The following is a 22,132-nucleotide window of genomic DNA, read 5'->3' on the forward strand; positions in this document are numbered from 1 at the left end:
TTCAGTGGCGTTCCATTGGCATGCTCAATGGAAATCCCGACTCCGCACATCCAGCCCCTCTAGCAATCCACTCAGATCCATCAGCCTTCCAGCGATCACATGGCGCACGCCGTCCTTGGCTTCCAGGGTGCCGTCCACCTGCATCAGGCGGGCGCTGAGGAAGGGGCGGCGCTGGTGCTCGGCCAGGTCGCGCCAGACGATCACGTTGATCATGCCGAACTCGTCTTCCAGGGTGACGAAGGTGACGCCGCTGGCGGTGCCAGGGCGCTGGCGGCCGACGACCAGGCCGGCGACGCGCACCGGGCGGTCGGCCTCCAGGCTGGCGAGTTCCCGCGAGCTGCGGCAGCGGCGGGCCTTGAGGGCGCCGCGCAGCAGGGTCATGGGGTGTGGGCCGAGGGTGGTACCGAGGGTGGCGTAGTCGGTGAGCAGGTCTTCGCCACGGCTGGGCAGCGGCAGGCTGACCGGTGCTTCCTCGGTGACCTGGCCGGCGAACAGCGGCAGTTGCGGCTCGACCCCGGCGATCGCCCAGCGCGCCTTGTGCCGGTGGCCGGCGAGGCCGCGCAGGGCGCCGGCGTCGGCCAGTTGTTCGCGGGCGCGGCCGTCGAGGTGGGCGCGCAGGCAGAGGTCGGCGACGTCGGTGAAGGGCTGTTGCCCGCGCGCCTGGGCGATGGCGTCGGCCGCGTCCTCGCGCAGCCCACGCACCATGCGCAGGCCGAGGCGGATCGCCGGCTGGCGTTCGGCGATGGGTTCCAGGGTGCAGTCCCAGTGGCTGTGGCGCACGTCCACCGGGCGGATCTCAAGGCCGTGGCGGCGGGCGTCCTGCAGCAGTTGGTCAGGGCTGTAGAAGCCCATGGGCCAGCTGTTGATCAGCGCGCAGGTGAAGGCTGCCGGTTCGTGGCACTTCAGCCAGCAGCTGGCGTAGGTGAGCAGGGCGAAGCTGGCGGCGTGGGATTCGGGGAAGCCGTAGCTGCCGAAGCCCTTGATCTGCTCGAAGATGCGGGCGATGTATTCCTGTTCGTAGCCCTTGGCGGTCATGCGCTCGAACAGCCGCTGTCTGTGCGGCTCCAGCCCGCCGTGGCGTTTCCAGGCGGCCATGGAGCGGCGCAGGTGGTCGGCTTCGCCAGGCGTGTATTCGGCGGCGATGATCGCCAGCTGCATCACCTGTTCCTGGAACAGCGGCACGCCGAGGGTGCGTTCGAACACCGGCTTGAGTTCCTCGGAGGGGTAGACGACGGGTTCTTCCTTGTTCCGCCGCCGCAGGTAGGGATGCACCATGTCGCCCTGGATCGGGCCGGGGCGGACGATGGCGACCTCGATCACCAGGTCGTAGAAGGTCTCGGGCTTGAGGCGCGGCAGCATGGCCATCTGTGCGCGGGATTCGATCTGGAACACGCCCACGGTGTCGGCGCGGCTGATCATGGCGTAGGTCTTCGCGCATTCCTGTGGCAGTGAGGCCAGCGTGTAGCGCTCCCCGCGATAACGCTCGATCAGGTCGAAGCAGCGGCGCAGGGCGCTGAGCATGCCGAGGGCGAGCACGTCGACCTTGAGCAGGCCGACGGCGTCGAGGTCGTCCTTGTCCCACTGGATCAGCGTGCGCTCGGGCATTGCTGCGTTTTCCACCGGCACCAGGGTTTCCAGTGGCTGCTGGGAGATGACGAAGCCGCCGGGGTGCTGCGACAGGTGCCGGGGGAAGCCGACCAACTGGCCGGTCAGCGCCAGCACGCGGCGCAGGATCGGGCTCTCCGGGTCGAAGCCGGCTTCCAGCAGACGCTCGGGCGGCGGCGCTTCGCGGCTCCAGGCGCCGCAGCAGTCGGCCAGCGCGCCGACCTGGTCGGGCGGCAGTCCCAGCGCCTTGGCCACGTCGCGCACCGCGCCGGCGCCGCGGTAGGTGCTGGCCACGGCGGTGAGCGCGGCGCGGCTGCGGCCGTAGCGCTGGAACACGTACTGGATGACTTCCTCGCGGCGGTCGTGCTCGAAGTCGACGTCGATGTCCGGCGGCTCGTTGCGCTCGCGGGAGATGAAACGTTCGAACAGCAGCTTGGCCTTGGACGGGTCCAGTTCGGTGATGCCCAGGGCGAAGCAGACCACCGAGTTGGCCGCCGAGCCGCGCCCCTGGCAGAGGATGCTCTGGCGGCGGGCGAAGGCGACTATGTCGTGGACGGTGAGGAAATAGCTGTCGTACTCCAGCTCAGCGATCAGCGAGAGCTCCTTCTCGACCTGCGCGCGGGTTTTGGCGCTTTCGCCATCCGGCCAGCGCCGCTTGATGCCTTCTTCAGTCTTCTCCCGCAGCCAGGTGGTGGGCGTGTGGCCTTCGGGTACCAGCTCGCGCGGGTACTGGTATTTCACATCCTCGCCCAGATCGAAGCTGCAGCGCCCGGCAAACTTCAATGTCTCCGCCAGCAGCTCGGCCGGATAGATCGCCGCCAGCGCCTCCTTCGGCCGCAGATGGCGCTCGCCGTTGGGATAGAGATACTGGCCGGCCTCGTGCACCGGCAGGTGCTGGCGGATGGCGGTCATGCAGTCCTGCAGGGCTCGGCGGCCACGGGCGTGCATGTGGACGTCACCGCAGGCCACGGCGGGGATGTCCAGGCGTGCGGCCTGTTCGCGCAGGCGGCGCAACTTGCCGGCGTCGTCCGGGCCCTTGTGCAGCTCGACGCCCAGCCACAGGCGCTCGGGAAAGCGTTCGCGCAGCCAGAGGCCGTCGTCGTCCCGGTCGTCTCGTGGCAGCCAGATCGCCAGCAGGTGCTCGAGGTCACCGTCGAAGTCCGTGCGCACCAGGCGATAGCTTCCTTTTTCGGCGCGGCGGCGGGCGTGGGTGATGAGGCGACAGAGGTTCTCGTAACCCGTGAGGTTCTCGGCCAGCAGCACCAGCTTCGGGCCTTGCTCGATGCCCAGTTCGCTGCCGGTGAGCAGCGCAATCCCGGTTTCCTTCGAGGCCTGCCAGGCGCGCACGATGCCAGCCAGGCTGCATTCGTCGGTGATCGCCAGGGCGCGGTAACCGAGCTTCTTCGCCCGCTCGAACAGCTCGGCCGCACTGGAGGCGCCGCGCTGGAAGCTGAAGTTGGACAGGCAGTGCAGCTCGGCGTAGCCGATGCATTCATCCGGCGCGCTCATGCGAACCAGCCGTGCAGCAGCAAGGGCCCCTCATCACCTACCGGGTGGAACACCCAGGCGCGCTGGCCGCTGCGGGTGCGTACCTGGTAGTAGTCGCGGCGGATGTCTTCGCCGTCCCACCAGCCGGATTCGATGCGCTCGGGGCCGGCCAGCAGGACCGGGGCGAATTCGCGCAGCGGCTGGGGCTCGGCCAGCAGCCAGCCGGGGCGAGGGATATCGGTGATGGCCTGTAGCGGCGTGGCACTGCCTTGCCAGGCGCGCTCCGGGCGATGGTCGGCGCGACCACCAAGACTGTGCACGGCGTCGTCGCCCAGGCGCGCGCGCAGGCGTTCGCGCAGCTGTTCCCAGGGCAGCGATTGCTGCGGGCGGTCGTCGAACAGCTCGCGGTGCTGCGGCACGAAGGGCGGCAGGTCGTCGGCCAGCAGCCGCACGCTGTGTACCGGGGCGCGCAATTGCAATTGCTCCAGGCGGCCACGGGCCAGCTCGAAGAGCATCGCCGCCTCGCGCTCGGCGCTGAGCAGGCCGACCGGCATCTGCGTGTCGGCGCCTTCGTGGTGCTCCAGGTGCAGGGTGAAGCGCTGCACGCCGCTGTCGCGCCCGGCGAGGAAGGCGGCGAGGTCGCCGGTCAGGCGGCGCAGCGGGAACAGCAGCGCCTGGGTGGATTCCACGTCGAAGTTCAGCTCGATGCGCGACTCGAAGCGGTCCGGCGGCCGGTAGAACTCCAGGGCCAGCGGGCGCTGGCCGAGCAGGGTATCGACCTGCCGCAGCACCTGCGGCGGGAAGCGCCGGGCCAGGCTCTCGCGGGGCAGGGCGAGCAGTTGCTGCAGGCTGCGCAGGCCCATGCGGCCCAGCGAAGTGGCGGCGTCGCGGTCCAGGCCGAGGCGCTCCAGCGGCATCCGGCCCAGGTACTGGCGCAATTGCTGGTTGTCGTGGATCGCCAGGCCGTCGTGGCCGTTGGCGAGAATGCGCGCAGCGGCCGGGTTCGGCGCGGCGGTGATGCGGTGGCGGAAGCCAAGGGCGTTCAATTCTTCGCGCAGGCGCGCCTCGAAGCGCGGCCAGGGGCCGAACAGTTGCAGGCTGGACTGCACCTCCAGCAGCAGCGCGCGGGGGTAGTGCTGGCTGACCTGCGAGCTGAAGCCATAGGCCCAGGCGGCCAGCAGGTTCTGCCAGCGCTCCACGTCGCGCAGGTCGTAGTCGGCGGTGACGAAGTCGCGGCTCAGGGCCTGGGCGGCGGTGAGCGACTGGCCGGGCTTGAGCCCCAGTGCCCGCGCCGCCGGGTTCACCGCCTGCAATACGCGGCGCTGTGCCGGCCCGGCGAGCAGCGCCAGGGCGTCGTCCGGTTCGGGGCGACCGCGCAGCACGCCGTCCATCGCCAGTTGCGGCAGGAGAATGCAGGCCCAGAGCATGGCGGCCTCAGTGCCAGGGCAGCGGGATAGGCCGCGCCGGCGCCAGGCCGCCCCGGCACTTGAGCACGCGCAGCTGCGCAGGGCTTGCGTCCAGCGCCAGGCGCAACGCGGCGGGCGAGGGGTTGAGCGCTTCGCGCTGCGAGCGGTAGGCGATGGCCAGGGTCTGCCCGGTTTCCGCGGCCACCTGCAGGCGGCGCAGGGCACGGTCGTCGGCCTGCTGCGGCCAGCACAGCACGGCGCCGCAGCTGCCCGAGCGCAGGCATTGCTCGGCGGCCCAGAGGGCGTCGCGGCCGGAGGCTTGGACGATGCTCAGTTGATCGAGCACCACGCCGGCGGCCTGCCACGCGGCCGGATAGGGCACATGGGGCGGAGCGACCAGCACGATGCGTTCGCCCGCCGCGCTGAGCCGCGCGAGGGTTGGCCACACCAGTTGCAGTTCGCCGGTACCCTCCTGGGCCAGGAGGATTTCGCTGAGTGCCGCTTCCGGCCAGCCGCCGCTGGGCAGGGCTGCGTCCAGCACGGTGTGGCCGGTGGGCTGCTGGCTGGGTGGCAGGCCCTGGGGTTGGCCTTTCCAGACCTGACGCTGGTGGAACAGGGTGTCGAGCGCGACCACGCTGCCCATCACGGCCTCCCGGCCGGAGAACGGCGACGGTCATGCGCCCGGCGGGTGGCCCGGGGGAGGGAGATGGGATGACGGGGCATGGGATGGCTCGGATTATGCTGTATGGATATACAGTTTATCCGGTGAAATGGTGCCGTCAATGGTGGTTGGTCTGACGATTATTCGGACGCGCCGTGGCGTTTTCTGTAGGAGCGGAGCTTCTCCGCGATGCGCCGGCAAGGCCGGCGCTGGGCGGGTTCGCGAGCAAGCTCGTTCCTATGCAGAGTCTGACCAGGCGTAGGGCGTATAACGTTCAACGTTATACGCCGATTGACCTTGTTATCCGGCCGCACGGACTTCACCAGGAAGCCTGTCACCGAGCACTTCGAACTCGACCGGTGCATCAAGCGGACGATCATGGTGTATCGGCGTACAAGCGCGAACGGTTGTACGCCCTACAAAAGCAGATACCCCTGCGGCTCCTTCGACCTCGGCGGATCGGCAACGAACTTCAGCCGCTCCGTTTTCCACCAACTCGGCAGCAACCGCTTCACCGCCGGCTGGTTGAAACGGTCGTCGAGCAAGTAGATCACTCCCGAATCCGTGGGCGTGCGGATCACCCGCCCGGCGGCCTGGACGACCTTCTGCAAGCCGGGGAACAGGTAGGTGTAGTCGTAGCCGTCGCCAAACATGCCCTGCATGCGCTGCTTGATCTCTTCGTTGACCTCGTTCACCTGCGGCAGCCCCAGCGTGGCGATGAAGGCGCCGATCAGACGGTCGCCCGGCAGGTCGATGCCTTCGCCGAAGGCGCCGCCGAGCACGGCGAAACCGATGCCGCGCGAGTGGGTGGTGAAGCGGTCGAGGAAGGCCTGGCGCTCCAGTTCGTTCATGCTGCGCGACTGCACCCAGCGGGGGATGTCCGGGTGTTCGGCGGCGAAGCGGTCCAGCGCCTGTTGCAGGTAGGCGTAGCTGCTGAAGAAGGCCAGGTAGTTGCCGGGGCGGGCGCGGAACTGGCGAGCCATCAGGGTGCTGATCGGCGTGAGGCTGGCCTCGCGGTGCTGGTAGCGGGTGGAAAGGTTGCTCAGCGCGTGGACTTCCAGTTGCTCGGCGCGGAAGGGTGATTCCACCTCGCGCCAGGTGGTGTCTTCCGGCAGGCCGAGCAGGTCCGCGTAGTAATTGGCCGGGTTCAGCGTGGCGGAGAACAGCGTGCTGCTGTGCGCCGCCTCGAAGCGCGGTTCGAGGAAGGGCGCCGGCACCACGTTGCGCAGGCACAGGGTGGACAGCGTGCGCTGGCCGCTGCCGTCGTGGCGGGTGATGTCGAACAGCGAGTGCGGCCCGTAGGCTTCTGCCAGCCGGCAGAACAGCATGGCGTCGAGGTAGAAGCGCAGCAGCTCGGCCTCGTTGCCGGTGGGCTGGTCGGTGAGGTGGTCGGTGATGGCGCTGACGGCCTTCTGCAACGCGGCGATGAACAGGTCCGGCACCGTCGGGTAGATCTGGTAGTCGACCTCCTGGTCGCGGTGCATCTGGTTCCAGTGGCGGCCGACGCGCTCCAGCACGCCTTTCAGGCCAGCCGGGGCAACCTTGCGCAGGGCGTTGAATTCGGACTGGTCCAGCTCGGCGCTGTACATGCCGCGACCGCGCTCGATGAGGTTGTGCGCCTCGTCCACCAGCAGCGTCACCTTCCAGTCGTTGAGCACGGTGAGGCCGTAGAGCAGGGCAGTCATGTCGAAGTAGTAGTTGTAGTCGCACACCACCACGTCGGCCCAGCGGCACAGTTCCTGGCTCAGGTAGTAGGGGCAGACCTGGTGCTCCAGCGCTACCTCGCGCAAGGCTTCCTGGGTCAGCCAGCGGCGCTTGAGCGCGGCCTCGCGGGCGGCGGGAAGACGGTCGTAGAAACCCTTGGCCAGCGGGCAGGATTCGCCGTGGCAGGATTTGTCCGGGTGCTCGCAGGCCTTGTCGCGGGCCACGTGCTCCAGCACCCGCAGCGGCTGGCCGGCGTCCTGCTGGCGCAGGGTTGCCAGGGCGTCGAGGGCCAGACGCCGGCCGGGGGTCTTGGCGGTGAGGAAGAACAGTCGGTCCAGCTTCTGCCCGGGGAAGGCCTTGAGCTGCGGGAACAGGGTGCCGAGGGTCTTGCCGATGCCGGTGGTGGCCTGGGCCATCAGCGTCTGGCCGTCGCGGGCGGCGCGGTACACCGACTCTGCGAGCATGCGCTGGCCCTGGCGGAAATCAGCGTAGGGGAAGCGCAGCGCCTCCAGCCCCTGGTCGCGTTCGACGCGGTGGGCGCTTTCCTGCTCGGCCCACTGCACGAAGCGGCTGCACTGCAGCTCGAAGAAGGCGCGCAGCTCCTCGGCGGCGAAGCGCTCGCGGAACACCGTTTCCTTCTGGGTGATGACGTTGAAGTAGACGACGGCCAGGTCGATGGCGTCGATCTCCAGCGTCTGGCACAACAGCCAGCCGTACACCTTTACCTGCGCCCAGTGCAGCAGGCGGTGGTTCTGCGGGATGCGCGCGACGTCGCCGCGGTGGGTCTTGATCTCTTCCAGCAGGTTGGCGTCCGGGTCGTAGCCATCGGCGCGGCCGCTGACCTCCAGCCCCGGATATTCGCCGCGCAGCGGCAGCTCGGCGATGTAGCTCAGGCCGCGACGGGAGACCACCGTGGCGTGCCCGGCCATGCCTTCCTGGGCGGTGGGCGCGGGGGTGAAACGCAGGTCGAGGTCACCTTCCTTGGCGGTGAATTCGCACAGCGCGCGCACGGCGATGGCGTAGCTCATTCGGCGTCTTCCGTCTCGCCCTGCCAGCGCACGTAGCAGACTTCCACCGGCATGCCGTGCTCGGCGCAGAAGGCCAGCCAGCGCTTCTGGTTGTCCTGCAGGCGGTCGCCGGGGCCTTTCACCTCGATCATCCGGTAGCGCGCGTCGCCGGGCCAGAACTGGATCAGGTCGGGCATGCCGGCGCGGTTGGCCTTGGGGTCGGCCAGCAGGCGTTCGAACCACAGCTTCAGGTGCGCCGCCGGCAGGCAGTGCAGGGCCTGCTCCAGCAGGTTTTCGTCCAGCAGCTCCCAGTGCACGAAGGGCGAGAGGATGCCGAACTTGGCGGCGTAAGTGTCGCGGATCGCCGTCAGGTACGCGTCGCTGTCCAGTAGCGCCAGGCGTGCGGCGAAGGCTTCCGCGCGGCGGCTGACGAAGTCGCCGCGGTACAGGTCGCTCGGCCCGGCCTGGAAGGGGTGGAAGAAGGCGCCGGGCAGGGGGGCGAAGATCACTTCCCAGCAGAGCAGGCCGAACAGGCTGCAGATCAGCGCGTTCTCCACGTAGTGCACCGGCGCTTCGTCTTCATGAAGCACGGCCTGTACGGCGAACTCGACATTGACGTCCGGGCGCGGTAGTTCCAGGTCGATGCGCAGCGGCGGCGCGGGTTTGGCGGCTTTCTCCTTGGGCAGGCCGAGCTGGCGGACCAGCCGGGTCAATGCGCGCTCGACCAGCTGCAGCTCGCCGTCGCTTTCCGGCGTGGCCAGTGCGGTCTGCACCAGCGCATGGGCTTCCTCGAAGCGTTGCAGTCGTTCCAGTACGCGAATCTGCCGCTGCCGCGAACCCCCGGCGGCAGTGCGCTGGTACAGCGCCAGTGCGGCGTCCAGCTCGCCTTCGCGCTCCAATTGGTAGGCCATGCGGTACAGCAGGCGGCCATGGCGCGCTTGCAGGTACGGGTTGTCGCTGCGGAAGTCACCCAATTCGGCCAGCAGGTCGGCGATGGGTTCGCCGGCGTCGAAGCGGACGGCGCCGTTCCACAGGTGGATGTAGGCCTCCAGGTCGTCGCGGCGGCGGAAGGCGCGGGAATCGGCGGTGAAGGGCACGCTTTCGTAGCGGAAGATACCGAGGTCGGCGAGCACGAACTCGGACCAGTCCTGCTGCAGGTTGCCGAAGAACAGCAGGCGCAGGCGGTCGCACAGCGGCGTCGCCATCAGGGTGTAGAGGCGGTCGAGGTCCGGATACCAGTGCCCGAACGGCTGCACCTGCTCGTGGTAGGTGTGCAGGTGCTCGTAGAGATCGGCCTTCTTCAGCGGGCCGCGCGGCAGGTCATCGCGGAAGCGCGCGAGCAGTTCGTCCTTGAGCAGCAAGGGCAGCAGGTCTTCCAGCGCCAGCGGATAGGCGTCGTCCAGCCAGCCCAGCTCCAGCAGCGGCGCAGCGGCCTGGGGGATGTCGCCGATCTCGGCGTAGCTCAGCTTGCCGGCGCGAAAGTGCGGTCCCTTGCGCATCACCAGTCGCACCAGCAACGCCTGGGACGGCAGCGGCAGCGCGCGGAAGTCGGCGATGAACCGGGCTTCCTCGGCGTCGAGCAGGTCGGCGTAGCGTTCGTCGATCCAGTCGAGGGCGCGGTGGAAGTTGGTCAGGTAATAGAGGCTGGGGTCGAGCGGCGCAGACATCGGCGGGCACTGGTTTTACATACAGTGGCAAGAATGGCAAGAGGGTGGCTTGGCCGCAAGGGTTGTGGCGGCCTTTTATCGGGAGATTGCCTACACGGCGTCGGACTGCTCTTTGTAGGACCGAGGGGATGCCTAGTCCTTGCTCGCGAACGGTGCCCTAGAGTAGCGCCCCATGGGCGCGATCGCAGGCACGGCCCGCCTCTATGACGAAACTCCTGCGCTCGGGATCGCCCTCACCCTAGCCCTCTCCCAGAGGGAGAGGGGACCGTTCGGTGCAGGATGAAACCTCGGCGTCAGCCGGCACGGTCTGCCCCCTCTCCCTGAGGGAGAGGGCTGGGGTGAGGGGGAAAGCCCTGGCACAGATTTAGCCGGAGCAAGTCGTCGGGTGAATCACCGTTTACGGTTATCCGAAATTCCAGCGCCAAGGCGTAGCGAAATGCTGGGTCAAGCGAGGCGGAACACCAGCGCCTTCAGGCCGCTATCTTCCTCGATATCCGCAAATTCCGGCGGATTCTCCAGGCGCTCGACGAAGCGCAGCTGCGGCGCCTCGGCGGCCATGCCCTGGAGGAGGAAGTCCACGCCCACCGCCGGGTCGTTCACGCAGGCCAGCACGGTGCCGGAGCCATCGAGCAGTTCCGGCAGGCGGCGCAGGACGCGGGCGTAGTCCTTGTCGAGGACGAAGCTGCCTTTCTGGAAGCTCGGCGGGTCGATGATGATCAGGTCGTAGGGGCCGGATTTCTTCACCTTGCCCCAGGACTTGAACAGGTCGTGGTCGAGGAAGCTCACCTTCGACAGGTCGTGGCCGTTCAGGCGGTGGTTGTCGCGGCCACGGCTGAGGGCGGCGCGGGCCATGTCGAGGTTGACCACCTTCTGCGCGCCGCCGGCGATGGCCGCCACGGAGAAACCGCAGGTGTAGGCGAACAGGTTGAGCACGCGCAGGCCTTCGGCGTTGGCCTGCACCCACTGGCGGCCGTAACGCATGTCGAGGAACAGGCCGTTGTTCTGCTTGCGGCCCAGGTCCAGCTGGTAACGCAGGCCGTGTTCAGTGATCTGCCAGCCGTCGAAGGCTTCGCCGAAGAGCACTTCCATGGTGCTTTCCAGCGTGTAGCGGTGCTGCAGCATCAGGCTGCGGGCGCCGCTGGCGCGCCATGTCTCGCTGTCAGCCAATTCGATCAGTATCGCCCTGAGCGCAGCCAGCTCCTCTGTTTCAGGCTCACGGAACAGCGACACCAGCAGCACGCCTTCCAGCCAGTCGGCGGTCACCTGCTCCAGCCCCGGCCAGCGGCGGCCGCGGCCGTGGAACAGGCGGCGGGTTTCCGCGGGGGCGGGGTTCAGGGCGGCGAGCAGTTGCTCGCGCAGGGTGGCGATGGCGTCGGTGTTCATTCTGCTGGTCTTTCTAAACAGGCTGATTGGGCGGGGCGGCGATTCTACGCGCTCAGGCGCCGTGGCGCTGCACCTGCAGTTTTTCCTCCGGGCGCGGGGCGACGAAGTAGCGGTTGAGCGCCTCGTAGCCGGCCGGGTCCAGCGGCGCGGCCAGGGGCGCCAGGGCGTGGCGGGCGAGCAGGCGGCTGCGGCAGGTGTCCGGGTCGACATCGAGGAAATGCAGGCAATGCGCGGCGCCGGCCTGCTGCGCCAGGTCGATCAGCCAGCGGCGGTCGGCCAGGGTGTTGGCGGGGATGTCCAGGGCCACGCTGGTGCCGGCGCGCAGCAGGCCGACCACGTGCGGGCCCATGACCTTGCGCACGCGGCGGGCGTAGAGCTGGTAGTCGTCGGGATTGCTGATGCCCCAGGGGAACAGCTCGGCCAGCCACTGTTCTTCGGCCAGCATCACGGTGCCCGGCGCTTCGGCCAGTTGCCGCGCCAGGCAGGACTTGCCCGAGGCCGCCTTGCCGCATAGCAAATGTAATGTGCCGGTACTCATGTCGTAGCCTCCAGCAGGTCGGTGCCGTAGGAGTTGTCCACGGCGCAGCGCCAGGCGCCATCGGCTTCGCGGCGGAAGACGTAGGTGGCGCGGCGGGTCAGCTTGCCGTGGCGGGTGTCGAGCAGGGTTTGCGCGACCACCAGGGCGGTGTCGCCGGTCTCGAGGATTTCCAGGCGGCCCTGGCGCACCCGCAGCTTGTGCCCGAAGTGTTCGGCGATGGCGACGAAGGCGCGGCGGATCTGCTCCTTGCCCCGCGCGAGCAGGCCGGGCTTGACCACCAGCAGGGCGTCGTCGGTGTAGAACTCCAGCAGCGCGTCGAAATCCTCGCGGCCGATGGCTTCGTCGGCGGCCTGGATGAGCGCTTGCAGGGGGTGCTGCCCAGGGTGGAGGGCTGCGGGGAATGCCTGGTCCATCAGTGTCTCCTCGTCGGGAGCCTCGGACGGCGGGCATTAAAAAACCCGCCGGGAGGCGGGTTTGGTTGTTCGCGGAATGCGCTAACCCACCATCGGAGCGATGGTGGTAATAATCTGCTGGAAGGTGCGGTTGGCGGCATTCATGGCTCAGAAGCTATCAGAAGTTTCATACGTCGCGCCAGCGCTCTTTTTTTGCTGGCGGCATGGCATGATCGCGCCGCGCCGTGGTCCAACCGCCATGCCTTCCTCCACGCCGTAGCGGAGCCCCTCAATGCCATCCCCCATTCCGACCCGCATCCTGCACGCCCTGGCGCTGCTCGCCGGGTTGGTCGTGTCCGTCGAAACCCCCGCCGTCAGTTGTCCCACGGGGCAGCGCCAGGTCTGCCTGGACACCTGCGTCTGCCTGCCGGACCTGGGCGCCGTGCTCGGCCCGGTGATCGCCGACACCCGCAAGATGGCCGGCCAGGCGCTGGGCGTGTGGCTGCAGCAGTCCCGTGAACAGGCGGAGCAGGGCGGCACCCAGCCGATCCCGCTGGAAATCCGCGCGCAGCTGCAGGCCTATTTCCCCGACGAGGTGCTGATGGCCGCGCGCTATTCCACTGGCGCACTGGACGAGCTGAACGCCGCCCAGACCATGATGCAGAACCCCGACACCGAGGCCGTCACCCTGGTGGACGTGATCGTCTTCCGCCGTGAGGAAGACGCGCAGAAGGACGTCGCCCTCTGGGCCCACGAGCTGTGGCACGTGAAGCAGTTCCAGGAGTGGGGCGTGCAGGGCTTCGCCAGTCGCTACAGCGAGGACTACGAGGCCGTGGAATCGCCGGCCTACGCGATGCAGCGCAAAGTGGCCAAGGACCTTCGCGACAACCAGCAGACGGCTGCCGCAACCCACTAGCGGCTGGCGGTTTCTTTCGCTTCCGGCGCTGGCGTGCCGCCACCGAGGGCCTTGCACAGGGCGATCAGGGTCAGGCGCAGCTGGGTATCGCTGTCCACCAGGTCGCGGCGCGATTGCAGGTAGGCGCGCTGGGCGTCCAGTTCCACCAGGAAGTCGGTCATCCCGCCGGCGTAGCGCGCCTTGGCCATGCCGTAGGCGATGTCGGCGCTGCGCTGCTTGTCCTGCAACTGGCGGTTGCGCTGGCGTTCGGCGCCGTAATGGCTGAGGGTGTCGTCGACTTCCTGCCAGGCCTTGAGCACGGTCTGCTGGTAGGCAACGGCGGCTTCCTGCTGTTCCAGCTTGCGCAGGTTGATGCTGGAGCGCCGCCGGCCATTGTCGAAGATCGGCACGGAAAGGCTCGGGCCAACGCTCCAGGTGCGGCTGCCCCAGTCGCTGAGGTGGCCGCCCTCGGTGGACTCGAAGCCGAAACGCGCGCCCAGGCGGATGGCCGGGTAGAGATCGGCCACGGCCACGCCGATATTGGCCGTGGCGGCATGCAGCTGGGCTTCGGCGGCGCGGATGTCCGGGCGGCGCCGGGCCAGTTCCGAGGGCAGGCCGAGGCTGAGGTCCGGCGTCTGCGGTTCGGCCTGTGCCACCGGGTTGAGTTCGTCGCGCAGGCTGCCGGGTTCGGCGCCGATCAGCACGCCGATCTGGTTGATCGCCGCGCTCTCGCTGGCCAGCAGTTGCGGCAGGCGCGAGCGCAGGTCGGCCAGCTGGCCGCGCTGGCGCTCCACGTCGAAGTCGTCCACCAGGCCGCCATCGGCGCGCACCTGGATCAGTTGCAGGGATTCCTCGGTGGCGGCCAGATCCTGGCGGGTCACCGCGATCTGCTGCTGCACACCGCGCAGCTCGAAGTAGGCGCGGGACAGCTCCGCCGCGACGCCCAGGCGCACTTCGTCGAGCATTGCCGCCTGCGCCGCCACGCCGGCGTCGGCGGACTCGATGGAGCGGCGGATGCGGCCCCACAGGTCCGGCTCCCAGGAGGCGTCGAAGCCCGCCTGATAGAGGGTGAAGGGCTCGGCGAGGACCTTGCTGATCTGCTCGCTGTTCGCGCCGGGGGCGATGCGCTGGATCATCAGCGCGTTGGCGCCGTTCTCGCTCATGCGCTGGCGATTGACCGCCGCCGAGGCGTTGATGTCGACGCCGCGCTGGGACGCCACCATCTGCCGCTGCATGCGGCTCTGGGCGAAACGCAGCACGGCGGTGTTGAGGTCGGGGCTGGCCTTGCCGGCGCGGCGCTGCAGGTTGTTCAGCACCGGATCGTTGAACAGCGTCCACCAGTCCTCGGCGAGTTGGGTGGTGCCGGCGCTGGGCGCAAGCGCCGCCTGGCCGGAATGGGCTGCCTGCCAGCTGGCCGGGCTCCGGGTCTTCGGCGCTTCATAGTCCGGGCCGACGGCGCAGCCGCCGAGCAGGATCAGGCAGCAGGCGAGGGGAGTGAGGGAATGCTTCATGGGGTTTCTCTCACGTCAGGCGGTGGCGGAACAGCCACGAGGCGAGCGGCAGGGTGACGGCGGCCACCACCAGCATGGGAACGAGGTTGAGCGACACGCTGGCGAGGCTGGCGCCTTCCAGGTAGATGCGCTGGATCAGATCGATGCCGAAGCGCAGCGGGTTGGCGTAGGTCACGATCTGCAGGAACTCCGGCATGTTGCGCACCGGTGTGGCGAGGCCGGAAAGCAGCGTCAGCGGCATGATCAGCACGAAGGTGTAGAGCATCGCCTGCTGCATGTTCAGCGAGATGGCGGAAATCGACATGCCCAGCCCGACGCAGGCGACGGTGAACACCGCCAGCCCGCCGTACAGGTCCAGCAGTGAGCCGGCCATGGGGATGCGGAACCAGAACAGCGCCATCAGCAGCACCAGGCTGGCCTGCGCAAGGCCGATCAGCGTCGGCGGTATGGCCTTGCCGAGCATGATTTCCAGCGGCGTATAGGGCGTCACCAGGAGCTGGTCGAAGGTGCCCTGTTCGCGCTCGCGGGCCACCGAGAGAGCGGTGAGCATCAGCGTTTGCATCATGCTCAGGGTGGCGATCAGCGCCGGGATCAGCGGCCAGCGGGTTTCCAGGTTGGGGTTGTACCAGGCGCGGCTGACCACGCTCAGCGGCGGCGTCGCCAAGCCCCGGTCGCGGTTGAAGTCGACGACTATGTTGGCCAGCCCCGCGGCGGCGGAGCCGGCGGTGTTGGAGTTGCGTCCGTCGAGGATGACCTGGATCGGCGCCGGATCGTTCTGGGCCAGGCGGGTCTGGAAGTCGGACGGGATGTGCACTACCAGTAGCGCCTTCTGCTCGTCGATCACCGTCTGGATTTCCTCCACCCGCGTGAGGGTCGCCACCCGGTGGAAGATGCCGCTGCCGTCCAGGCGCGAGGCAAGCTCGTGGGAGGCCTCGCCATTGCTGAGGTCGAGCAGGGCGTAGGGGGCGTCGTTGAGGTCGAAGGTCACCGCGTAGCCGAACAGCACGCTCTGCAGCAGCACCGGCACCACCAGCACGATGCGGTTGGCCGGGTCCTTGAGGATTACCAGCAGTTCCTTGCGCCAGAGGTTGAGGATGCGCCAGAAGAATTCCATCGTGTTCTAGTCCAGTCGCTTGCGCGTCACCAGCCTTGCCAGGCCCAGCAGGACCACGGCGTAGGCGGCGAGGATCGCGCAGTCCTTGAGGATCATCGGCCAGAAGTTGCCGGCCAGGAACAGGGATTTCACCAGTTCCATGAAGTAGGTTGCCGGCAGCAGGTCGCCCACCACCCGGATGGCGGTGGGCACGTTGCGCAGGTCGAAGATGAAGCCCGAGAGCATCATGGCCGGCAGGAAGCTGGCGAGCAGGGCGATCTGGCTGGCGAGGAACTGGTTCTTGGTCATCGCCGAGATCAGCAGCCCGATCCCCAGGGCCACCAGCATGTAGAGCATGGAGGCGACCAGCAGCACGACGAAGGAGCCGTACAGCGGCACGTCGAACAGGAAGCGCGCGGCGACCAGGCACAGCGCGAGACCAATCATGCCGATGCCGAAGCAGGGAATGATCTTCGCCAGGAGGATTTCCACCGGCCGCACCGGAGTGACGAACAGCGCTTCCAGGGTGCCGCGCTCCCATTCGCGGGCCATCACCAGGGCGGTGAGGAAGGCGCCCACCAGGGTCATGATCAGCACGATCAGCCCTGGCACCAGGTACCAGGTGCTGGTGTTGGCGGCGTTGAACCACATGCGCTGGACGATGGTGACGGCGCCGCCTTGATTCTGAGGCTGGCCTTGCACGCTGGCGCTGCGGTCGGCCTGCTTCTCGCCCCAGCCGGCGAGGGCGCTGCCGACGTAGGTGGCGACGCTGGCGGCGCGGGTGGCATCCGAGCCCTGCACCAGTATCTGGATCTGCGCATTGCCGTCACCGAGGCGGCGCGTGAAGTCCGAGGGCACCTGCACCAGGGCGTCCACCTCGCGGGCCTTCATCAGCGCCTCGCCCTCGGCGAGGGAGCGCACCGGGTGCGGCACCAGGTACTCGGTGCGGCTGATGCTGGCGGCGACGTCGCGGGCGATGGGCGAGGGGTCGTCGAGGACGATGGCGATGATGGCGCGCTTCACGTCCAGCGACAGGCCGTAGCCGAAGATCAGGATCAGCGCGATGGGCAGGCCGATGCCGATCAGCAGGTTGCTGCGGTCGCGCACCAGCTGCCGCACCTCCTTGCGGGTCAGCGACAGCAGGCGCCGCCAGAAGCCGCCGGCGCTCATGGGGCCCCCGCCTTGGCCTGCTCGCGGTTGCTTTCCACGATCTCGATAAAGGCCTGCTCCATGTTCAGCGTGCTGTCCTTGCCGCCCGCCTGTTCGCGCACTTCCCGTGGGGTGCCCATGGCTAGCAGCCGACCGGCGTCCTGGATGACGATGCGGTCGCAGTACTCGGCTTCTTCCATGAAGTGGGTGGTGATGATGATGGTGGTGCCCGACGCCGCCAGCGCCGTGATGCGCTGCCAGAAGCCGCGTCGGGCGAGGGGGTCGGCGCCGCTGGTGGGTTCGTCGAGGAAAAGGATTTCCGGTTCGTGGAGCAGGCCCACGGCCATGGCGAGGCGCTGCTTGAAGCCGCCGGGCAGCTGGCCGCTGGGGGCGTCCTCCTGGCCGGCGAGGTCGAACTGCCGGGACACCGCGTCCATCCGCTGGCTCAGGCGCTTGCCGATCAGGCCATAGGCGCCGCCGAAGAAGCGCAGGTTCTCCGCCACCGAGAGGTTGCCGTAGAGGGAGAACTTCTGCGACACGTAGCCGACCTTGCGCCGTGCCTGGGCCCGCGCGTGGCGCAGGTTGACCCCGGCCACCTGCAGGGTGCCGCTGGTGGCCGGCAGCAGCCCGCAGAGCATGCGGAAGGTGGTGGTCTTGCCGGCGCCGTTGGGGCCGAGCAGGCCGAAGATCTCCCCACGCCGCACGCTGAAGCTGGTGCTGGCCACGGCGGTGAAGTCGCCGAACCTGCGCACCAGGTCCTTCACTTCGATTACCGCCTCGTCGCCGTCTTCGTGGCGTTGCGTGCCGGTCTTGAGCGACTCCATGTCCACTGCCTCGGCGTCGCTGCGGGCGCGTAGCAGGAACATGAATCCGTCTTCCAGCCGCGCCTCCACCGGACGCACCGGCGCGCCGTCGAGCAGTCGCTCCAGCTTTGACGGGTCCGCGCCGGGCTGGCGGATGAAGCGCACCTCGCCCGACTGCGGCACGGCGTCGACGATGTTCTGGTGATCCTCCAGCAGCCGCGCCTGCAGGGTGCGAGCCGGCTGCTCCTGCGGCGGCGTGGCGATGAAGCAGAGGTTGTCGGCGTGCTGGCGGATCGATGCCGGGTCGCCCTTCGCCATCAGCTGGCCCTGATGCAGCAGGAAGACCTCGGCGCAGCGCTCGGCCTCGTCCATGTAGGAGGTGGAGACCAGCACGCTGAGCTGCTCCTGCTCGATCAGTTGCTGGATGATTTCCCAGAGTTCGCGGCGCGACAGCGGGTCGACGCCCACGGTGGGCTCGTCTAGCAGCAGCAGGTCCGGCGAGCGCACCAGGGTGCAGGCCAGGCCCAGCTTCTGCTTCATGCCGCCGGAGAGCTTGCCCGCCGGGCGCTCGGTGAAGCGCGCCAGGTCGGTCATTTCCAGCAGGCGCCGGTAGCGCTCCTCACGCTGCCCGTGGGGCACGCCGTGGAGGTCGGCGTACAGGTCGAGGTTCTCCTGCACGCTGAGGTCTTCGTAGAGGCCGAAGCGCTGCGGCATGTAGCTGATGCGGTCCTGCACCTGCTGCGGGTGGGCGTGGACGTCCAGGTTCAGCACCGTCAGGCTGCCGGCGTTGGCCTGCAGCAGCCCTGCGACCAGGCGCAGGAAGGTGGTCTTGCCGGCGCCGTCCGGGCCGACCAGCGCGGTGAGCTGGCCGCGCGGGATGTCCAGGCTTATGTCCTTGAGCGCTTGTACCGTCTTGCCCGACTCTTTGACGAGGAACTGCTTGGCCAGGCCTTCGGCGCGGATTACCGGGCCTTCGTTGTGGACTCCCTGAACAGGGTACATCAGCGCTGCTCGTCGGCGAAACGTACCGTGGCCGGCATGCCCAGGCGCAGGCGGTTGTCGGGGTCGGCGACCAGCACCCGGACTTCGTAGACCAGGCTCGTGCGCAGTTCTTCGGTCTGCACCGACTTGGGGGTGAACTCGGCGATCGAGGAGATGAAGCCGACGTGGCCGTCGATGGCCTGGTCCGGGTGGCTGTCGGTGAAGACCTGGGCCGTCATGCCCGGCTTGAGCCGCCCCAGGTTGATTTCGCTGACGTAGGCGCGAATCCATTTCGGGTCGGTCAGCGCCAGGGAGTACACCGGGCGCTGCGGCGAGGCCATGTCGCCGGGCTCCAGCAGGCGCGAGCGCACGGTGGCGTTCTGCGGTGCCTTGAGGTCGGCTTCGTCGAGGTTGTGCTGGAGCAGGGCGAGGTCGGCGCGGGCGGCGGCGAGCTGGGCCTCGGCCTGGGCGATGTCTTCCGCGCGCGGGCCGATCTGGGCCAGGCGCAGGGACTTCTGGCGGTCTTCCAGTTGCGCCTGGGCGACCTTCTGCTGGGAGGTGGCGCTGTCGATGTCCTGCTGGCTCACGGCGCGGCCGCCTGGGCTGTTGGCGCGGATGTTGTGCAGGCGGCGCAGCTGGGTGTTGGCGAGGTCGAGTTGGGCGCGGGCGGCCTGGTCCTGGGCGCGGGCGCGGTCGATGTCTTCGGGGCGCGTACCGTTCCGCAGGCGCAGCAGGTTCTGTTCCTGGGCAGCGATCTGTGCCCGGGCCTTGTCGATCTGCAGACGCAGGGTACGGGTATCCAGGCTGGCCAGCACATCGCCGGCCTTCACCAGGTCGCCTTCATCGACGTTCATCTTCGCGATGCGTTCGCTGCCGATGAAGGCCAGCGAAACCTGGCGGATATCAACGTTGCCGTAGAGCACTAGTCCTTCATCTCCGCTTTCGCGGGATTGCAGGTACCACCATGACCCGCCCCCCAGCAACAGCACCAGAACGACGACCAGCAACAGCTTCTTCGGCATGAAGACTTTCCCTGTTTCGTGACAGCCCGGTGAAGGATAGCCAGTTATTCGCCTCCAGAGCAGCAAAAAGACGGCTACGGCGCGTCGCAGACGGGTTTGGGCATCGTTTCGTCAGTTGCGCCGCCGTGGCCGGAGATTGCTGTTAGCGTGGAGAAGCAACCTCAACGGGAGCGCTGTCATGAGCGATGAAGTGAATAGTCTTCAGGCCGTCAAACAGTCCCCTTGCGTGCGACGCGCGCAGTTGATGCAGTGGTTCGGCATGGTGATGTTCGTCCTGGCCATCGGCCTGGCCGCACTGACGGACTTCCTGACCCAGCGCGAGGGCATGGTGACCATCGTCCTCTTCGGCGGGGTCGGCTTGCTGGCGATGGTGTCGGCGCGCCTCACCGCGATGGCCTGCCTGCGGAAGCAGCATCCGTAGGGCAAGGAGTATCGGTGTACAACCGCGAATGGTTGTACACCCTACGCACGGCTTTTCGTAGGAGCGAGCTTGCTCGCGAAGAAGAGGTACCGGCAGCTCCGGCGCTGGGTGGTTCGCGAGCAAGCTCGCTCCTACAACAGAGCTGGCGCTTTCAGCGCCGGGGCGCTTGCGGCTGGATCCGCTGCGGGTCGATCCCCTGGTCGCCGATATTGATGTCGTCGGACATCTGCGGCTTCGGCGGCGGCGCGACGTTGTGCTCGGCTGGCCGGCTGTGGCCGCTGCAGGACGATCCGCCCAGGGCGAGGGCCAGTACGCCCGTCAGCAGCAGCGCGATGAATCTCGGCATCTCCGCGTCCTCCCGTTGGCTGTCCCACCCTCCAGTGAACTCGCCTTGGCGCCCCTGCCTGCGCGCGCCTGACGAACGGCGCCACCTCCCTGTCACGAAATGAAAAGCCCCTGTCGTTCGATGTGAAGCGGCTGTCCGGCCCCCTCCCTAGAGTCCGATCCATGGGCATCCGCCCAATAAAAAAACAAGACAGACTGGAGAATCCGGCATGGCCAAAGCCGTTCGCTTCTATGAAACAGGGGGTCCCGAAGTCCTGCGTTACGAGGACGTGGAGGTCGGCGATCCCGGCCCGGGGCAGGTTCGCCTGCGCCACGTCGCCGTGGGGCTGAACTACGCGGACACCTACTTCCGTAATGGGACCTACGCGGTGCCCCTGCCCAGCGGCATGGGTGTGGAAGCCGCCGGGGTGGTGGTGGCGGTGGGCGAGGGCGTGAACAACGTCGTCCCCGGTGACCGCGTTACCTATACCGGCTTCATCAATACCCTGGGCGCCTACAGCACCGAGCGCCTGGTGCCCGCCGCACCGCTGATCCGCCTCCCCGAAAGCATCGCCTTCGAGACTGCCGCCGCGATGACCATGCGCGGCCTGACCTCGGCCTACCTGATGCGCCGCATCCACGACTTCAAGCCCGGTGACAGCATCCTGCTGCACGCTGCGGCCGGTGGTGTCGGCCTGATCGTTTCGCAGTGGGCGCGCCTGCTCGGCCTGCGGGTGATCGGCACCGTTTCCAGCGAAGCCAAGGCCCAGGTCGCCCTGGCCCACGGCTGCTCGGAGGTCATCGACTACAGCCGCGAAGACGTCGCCCCGCGGGTCCGCGAGCTGACCGATGGCCGCGGCGTGGACGTGGTCTTCGACAGCGTCGGCAAGGACACCTTCATGTCCTCCCTGGACTCGCTCAAGCGCCGTGGCCTGATGGTCTGCGTCGGCACCGCGTCCGGGCCGATCCCGCCGTTCGATCCGGTACTGCTGGCGATGAAGGGCTCGATCTTCCTCACCCGCCCGGCGCTCGCCGACTACATCGCCGACCCGGCGGAGAAGGCCGCGCTGCTGGATGAACTGTTCACCCACGTCGGCAATGGCGACATCCGCATCGAGATCAACCAGCACTACGCGCTGGAAGATGCCGTGCAGGCCCATCGCGACCTGGAATCGCGCAAGACCACCGGCTCGTCGATCTTCGTCATCTGAGGTGACTCGTCATGCACGTGGAGCAACTGACTTGCAGCATCGGCGCTGAAGTTTCCGGCGTGAACCTGGGCGATGCCGCCCGTGACGATGCACTGTTCGACGAAATGCGCAGCCTGCTGCTGAAACACAAGGTGCTGTTCCTGCGCGACCAGGACATCAGCCGTGCGGACCACGTGGCCTTCGCTCGCCGTTTCGGCGAGCTGGAGGACCACCCGGTGGCTGGCAGCGATCCTGAACATCCGGGCCTGGTGCGTATCTACAAGACCCCGGACCTGCCCAACGACCGCTACGAGAACGCCTGGCACACCGACGCCACCTGGCGCGAGGCGCCGCCCATGGGCTGCGTGCTGCGCTGCGTGGAGTGCCCGCCGGTGGGTGGCGACACCATGTGGGCAAACATGGTGCTGGCCTACGAGAACCTGCCGGCCGAGATCAAGAGCAAGATCGCTGAGCTGCGCGCTCGCCACAGTATCGAGGCGAGCTTCGGCGCGGCGATGCCGATCGAGAAGCGCCTGGCGCTCAAGGCGCTGTACCCGGACGCCGAGCACCCGGTGGTGCGTACCCATCCCGAGACGGGCGAGAAGGTGCTGTTCGTCAACGCCTTCACCACCCACTTCACCAACTACCACACCGCGCAGAACGTGCGCTTCGGCCAGGACGCCAACCCCGGCGCGCTGGACCTCCTGCGCTACCTGGTGAGCCAGGTGTACATCCCCGAGTACCAGGTGCGCTGGCGCTGGAAGAAGAACAGCGTGGCGATCTGGGACAACCGCAGTACCCAACATTACGCGGTGATGGATTACCCGCCGTGCGTGCGCCAGATGGAACGCGCCGGAATCATCGGCGACAAGCCGTTCTGATCCTCGGAAAA

General features: G+C 68.0%; 18 protein-coding genes. 4 read left to right on the top strand and 14 right to left on the bottom strand.

From position 1 onward, the window contains the following. Nucleotides 1-24 precede the first annotated feature (24 nt). The 8 genes from ACNFBT_RS22720 to ACNFBT_RS22755 form a co-directional block, all read right to left on the bottom strand. Complete coding sequence (locus ACNFBT_RS22720; RefSeq protein WP_416752992.1) at nt 25-3,114, bottom strand: error-prone DNA polymerase; 3,090 nt, start codon at nt 3,112-3,114, stop codon at nt 25-27. After that, nucleotides 3,111-4,520: a Y-family DNA polymerase gene (locus ACNFBT_RS22725; RefSeq protein ID WP_416752993.1), complete on the bottom strand. Its 1,410-nt coding sequence runs from the start codon at nt 4,518-4,520 to the stop codon at nt 3,111-3,113. Before ACNFBT_RS22725 ends, ACNFBT_RS22720 begins: the two co-directional genes overlap by 4 nt. Nucleotides 4,521-4,527: 7 nt before the next feature. Continuing rightward, complete coding sequence (gene imuA / locus ACNFBT_RS22730; protein ID WP_416752994.1) at nt 4,528-5,142, bottom strand: translesion DNA synthesis-associated protein ImuA; 615 nt, start codon at nt 5,140-5,142, stop codon at nt 4,528-4,530. A 434-nt stretch (nt 5,143-5,576) separates the two neighbouring features. Then, nucleotides 5,577-7,892, bottom strand: a complete 2,316-nt coding sequence (locus ACNFBT_RS22735) for an ATP-dependent DNA helicase (protein WP_416752995.1) — start codon at nt 7,890-7,892, stop codon at nt 5,577-5,579. After that, nucleotides 7,889-9,538: a VRR-NUC domain-containing protein gene (locus ACNFBT_RS22740; RefSeq protein ID WP_416752996.1), complete on the bottom strand. Its 1,650-nt coding sequence runs from the start codon at nt 9,536-9,538 to the stop codon at nt 7,889-7,891. The genes ACNFBT_RS22735 and ACNFBT_RS22740 overlap by 4 nt, the downstream gene beginning before the upstream one ends. Nucleotides 9,539-9,982: 444 nt before the next feature. Continuing rightward, a complete protein-coding gene (locus tag ACNFBT_RS22745; protein WP_416752997.1) occupies nt 9,983-10,921 on the bottom strand; it encodes a class I SAM-dependent methyltransferase in 939 nt (312 codons plus the stop codon). Nucleotides 10,922-10,973: 52 nt separating this feature from the next. Then, complete coding sequence (locus ACNFBT_RS22750; RefSeq protein ID WP_416752998.1) at nt 10,974-11,459, bottom strand: AAA family ATPase; 486 nt, start codon at nt 11,457-11,459, stop codon at nt 10,974-10,976. Continuing rightward, nucleotides 11,456-11,872 carry a YybH family protein gene (locus tag ACNFBT_RS22755; RefSeq protein WP_416752999.1) on the bottom strand — a complete coding sequence of 139 codons (417 nt, stop codon included), beginning with the start codon at nt 11,870-11,872 and terminating at the stop codon, nt 11,456-11,458. Before ACNFBT_RS22755 ends, ACNFBT_RS22750 begins: the two co-directional genes overlap by 4 nt. A gap of 271 nt (nt 11,873-12,143) precedes the next feature. On the opposite strand from ACNFBT_RS22755, the gene ACNFBT_RS22760 reads away from it, so the two are divergent. Further along, nucleotides 12,144-12,767 carry a DUF4157 domain-containing protein gene (locus tag ACNFBT_RS22760; RefSeq protein ID WP_416753000.1) on the top strand — a complete coding sequence of 208 codons (624 nt, stop codon included), beginning with the start codon at nt 12,144-12,146 and terminating at the stop codon, nt 12,765-12,767. Here the strand turns inward: ACNFBT_RS22760 and ACNFBT_RS22765 are convergent. Genes ACNFBT_RS22765 through ACNFBT_RS22785 form a run of 5 tightly spaced genes read right to left on the bottom strand, consistent with a single transcriptional unit; the run spans nt 12,764 to nt 19,305 of the window. Further along, nucleotides 12,764-14,257 (bottom strand): efflux transporter outer membrane subunit, encoded by a 1,494-nt coding sequence (locus ACNFBT_RS22765; protein ID WP_416753001.1) that lies wholly within the window; start codon nt 14,255-14,257, stop codon nt 12,764-12,766. The two genes, ACNFBT_RS22760 and ACNFBT_RS22765, sit on opposite strands and share 4 nt — an antisense overlap. A gap of 10 nt (nt 14,258-14,267) precedes the next feature. After that, nucleotides 14,268-15,371, bottom strand: coding sequence for an ABC transporter permease (locus ACNFBT_RS22770; protein ID WP_416753002.1), 1,104 nt, complete (start codon nt 15,369-15,371; stop codon nt 14,268-14,270). A 6-nt stretch (nt 15,372-15,377) separates the two neighbouring features. Further along, a complete protein-coding gene (locus ACNFBT_RS22775) occupies nt 15,378-16,520 on the bottom strand; it encodes an ABC transporter permease (RefSeq protein WP_416753003.1) in 1,143 nt (380 codons plus the stop codon). Beyond that, complete coding sequence (locus tag ACNFBT_RS22780; protein WP_416753004.1) at nt 16,517-18,304, bottom strand: ATP-binding cassette domain-containing protein; 1,788 nt, start codon at nt 18,302-18,304, stop codon at nt 16,517-16,519. Before ACNFBT_RS22780 ends, ACNFBT_RS22775 begins: the two co-directional genes overlap by 4 nt. Continuing rightward, nucleotides 18,304-19,305, bottom strand: coding sequence for an HlyD family efflux transporter periplasmic adaptor subunit (locus tag ACNFBT_RS22785; protein ID WP_416753005.1), 1,002 nt, complete (start codon nt 19,303-19,305; stop codon nt 18,304-18,306). Before ACNFBT_RS22785 ends, ACNFBT_RS22780 begins: the two co-directional genes overlap by 1 nt. A gap of 178 nt (nt 19,306-19,483) precedes the next feature. On the opposite strand from ACNFBT_RS22785, the gene ACNFBT_RS22790 reads away from it, so the two are divergent. After that, a complete protein-coding gene (locus tag ACNFBT_RS22790; RefSeq protein ID WP_416753006.1) occupies nt 19,484-19,726 on the top strand; it encodes a hypothetical protein in 243 nt (80 codons plus the stop codon). A 151-nt stretch (nt 19,727-19,877) separates the two neighbouring features. On the opposite strand, the gene ACNFBT_RS22795 is transcribed toward ACNFBT_RS22790, so the two are convergent. Then, nucleotides 19,878-20,072: a hypothetical protein gene (locus ACNFBT_RS22795; RefSeq protein ID WP_416753007.1), complete on the bottom strand. Its 195-nt coding sequence runs from the start codon at nt 20,070-20,072 to the stop codon at nt 19,878-19,880. Nucleotides 20,073-20,280: 208 nt separating this feature from the next. On the opposite strand from ACNFBT_RS22795, the gene ACNFBT_RS22800 reads away from it, so the two are divergent. Next, complete coding sequence (locus tag ACNFBT_RS22800; protein ID WP_416753008.1) at nt 20,281-21,261, top strand: quinone oxidoreductase family protein; 981 nt, start codon at nt 20,281-20,283, stop codon at nt 21,259-21,261. Nucleotides 21,262-21,272: 11 nt separating this feature from the next. Beyond that, nucleotides 21,273-22,121 (top strand): TauD/TfdA dioxygenase family protein, encoded by an 849-nt coding sequence (locus tag ACNFBT_RS22805; protein WP_416753009.1) that lies wholly within the window; start codon nt 21,273-21,275, stop codon nt 22,119-22,121. Nucleotides 22,122-22,132: the final 11 nt, after the last annotated feature.

It is taken from the genome of Pseudomonas sp. NY15181, from assembly GCF_048068055.1.
In the GTDB taxonomy this organism is placed as follows: Bacteria; Pseudomonadota; Gammaproteobacteria; order Pseudomonadales; family Pseudomonadaceae; genus Pseudomonas.

Excerpts from the sequence above, each read along its gene's own strand:
- ACNFBT_RS22720 (WP_416752992.1), bottom strand. The coding sequence starts at position 3,114 with ATGAGCGCGCCGGATGAATGCATCGGCTACGCCGAGCTGCACTGCCTG.
- ACNFBT_RS22725 (WP_416752993.1), bottom strand. The coding sequence starts at position 4,520 with ATGCTCTGGGCCTGCATTCTCCTGCCGCAACTGGCGATGGACGGCGTG.
- imuA (WP_416752994.1), bottom strand. The coding sequence starts at position 5,142 with ATGGGCAGCGTGGTCGCGCTCGACACCCTGTTCCACCAGCGTCAGGTC.
- ACNFBT_RS22735 (WP_416752995.1), bottom strand. The coding sequence starts at position 7,892 with ATGAGCTACGCCATCGCCGTGCGCGCGCTGTGCGAATTCACCGCCAAG.
- ACNFBT_RS22740 (WP_416752996.1), bottom strand. The coding sequence starts at position 9,538 with ATGTCTGCGCCGCTCGACCCCAGCCTCTATTACCTGACCAACTTCCAC.
- ACNFBT_RS22745 (WP_416752997.1), bottom strand. The coding sequence starts at position 10,921 with ATGAACACCGACGCCATCGCCACCCTGCGCGAGCAACTGCTCGCCGCC.
- ACNFBT_RS22750 (WP_416752998.1), bottom strand. The coding sequence starts at position 11,459 with ATGAGTACCGGCACATTACATTTGCTATGCGGCAAGGCGGCCTCGGGC.
- ACNFBT_RS22755 (WP_416752999.1), bottom strand. The coding sequence starts at position 11,872 with ATGGACCAGGCATTCCCCGCAGCCCTCCACCCTGGGCAGCACCCCCTG.
- ACNFBT_RS22760 (WP_416753000.1), top strand. The coding sequence starts at position 12,144 with ATGCCATCCCCCATTCCGACCCGCATCCTGCACGCCCTGGCGCTGCTC.
- ACNFBT_RS22765 (WP_416753001.1), bottom strand. The coding sequence starts at position 14,257 with ATGAAGCATTCCCTCACTCCCCTCGCCTGCTGCCTGATCCTGCTCGGC.
- ACNFBT_RS22770 (WP_416753002.1), bottom strand. The coding sequence starts at position 15,371 with ATGGAATTCTTCTGGCGCATCCTCAACCTCTGGCGCAAGGAACTGCTG.
- ACNFBT_RS22775 (WP_416753003.1), bottom strand. The coding sequence starts at position 16,520 with ATGAGCGCCGGCGGCTTCTGGCGGCGCCTGCTGTCGCTGACCCGCAAG.
- ACNFBT_RS22780 (WP_416753004.1), bottom strand. The coding sequence starts at position 18,304 with ATGTACCCTGTTCAGGGAGTCCACAACGAAGGCCCGGTAATCCGCGCC.
- ACNFBT_RS22785 (WP_416753005.1), bottom strand. The coding sequence starts at position 19,305 with ATGCCGAAGAAGCTGTTGCTGGTCGTCGTTCTGGTGCTGTTGCTGGGG.
- ACNFBT_RS22790 (WP_416753006.1), top strand. The coding sequence starts at position 19,484 with ATGAGCGATGAAGTGAATAGTCTTCAGGCCGTCAAACAGTCCCCTTGC.
- ACNFBT_RS22795 (WP_416753007.1), bottom strand. The coding sequence starts at position 20,072 with ATGCCGAGATTCATCGCGCTGCTGCTGACGGGCGTACTGGCCCTCGCC.
- ACNFBT_RS22800 (WP_416753008.1), top strand. The coding sequence starts at position 20,281 with ATGGCCAAAGCCGTTCGCTTCTATGAAACAGGGGGTCCCGAAGTCCTG.
- ACNFBT_RS22805 (WP_416753009.1), top strand. The coding sequence starts at position 21,273 with ATGCACGTGGAGCAACTGACTTGCAGCATCGGCGCTGAAGTTTCCGGC.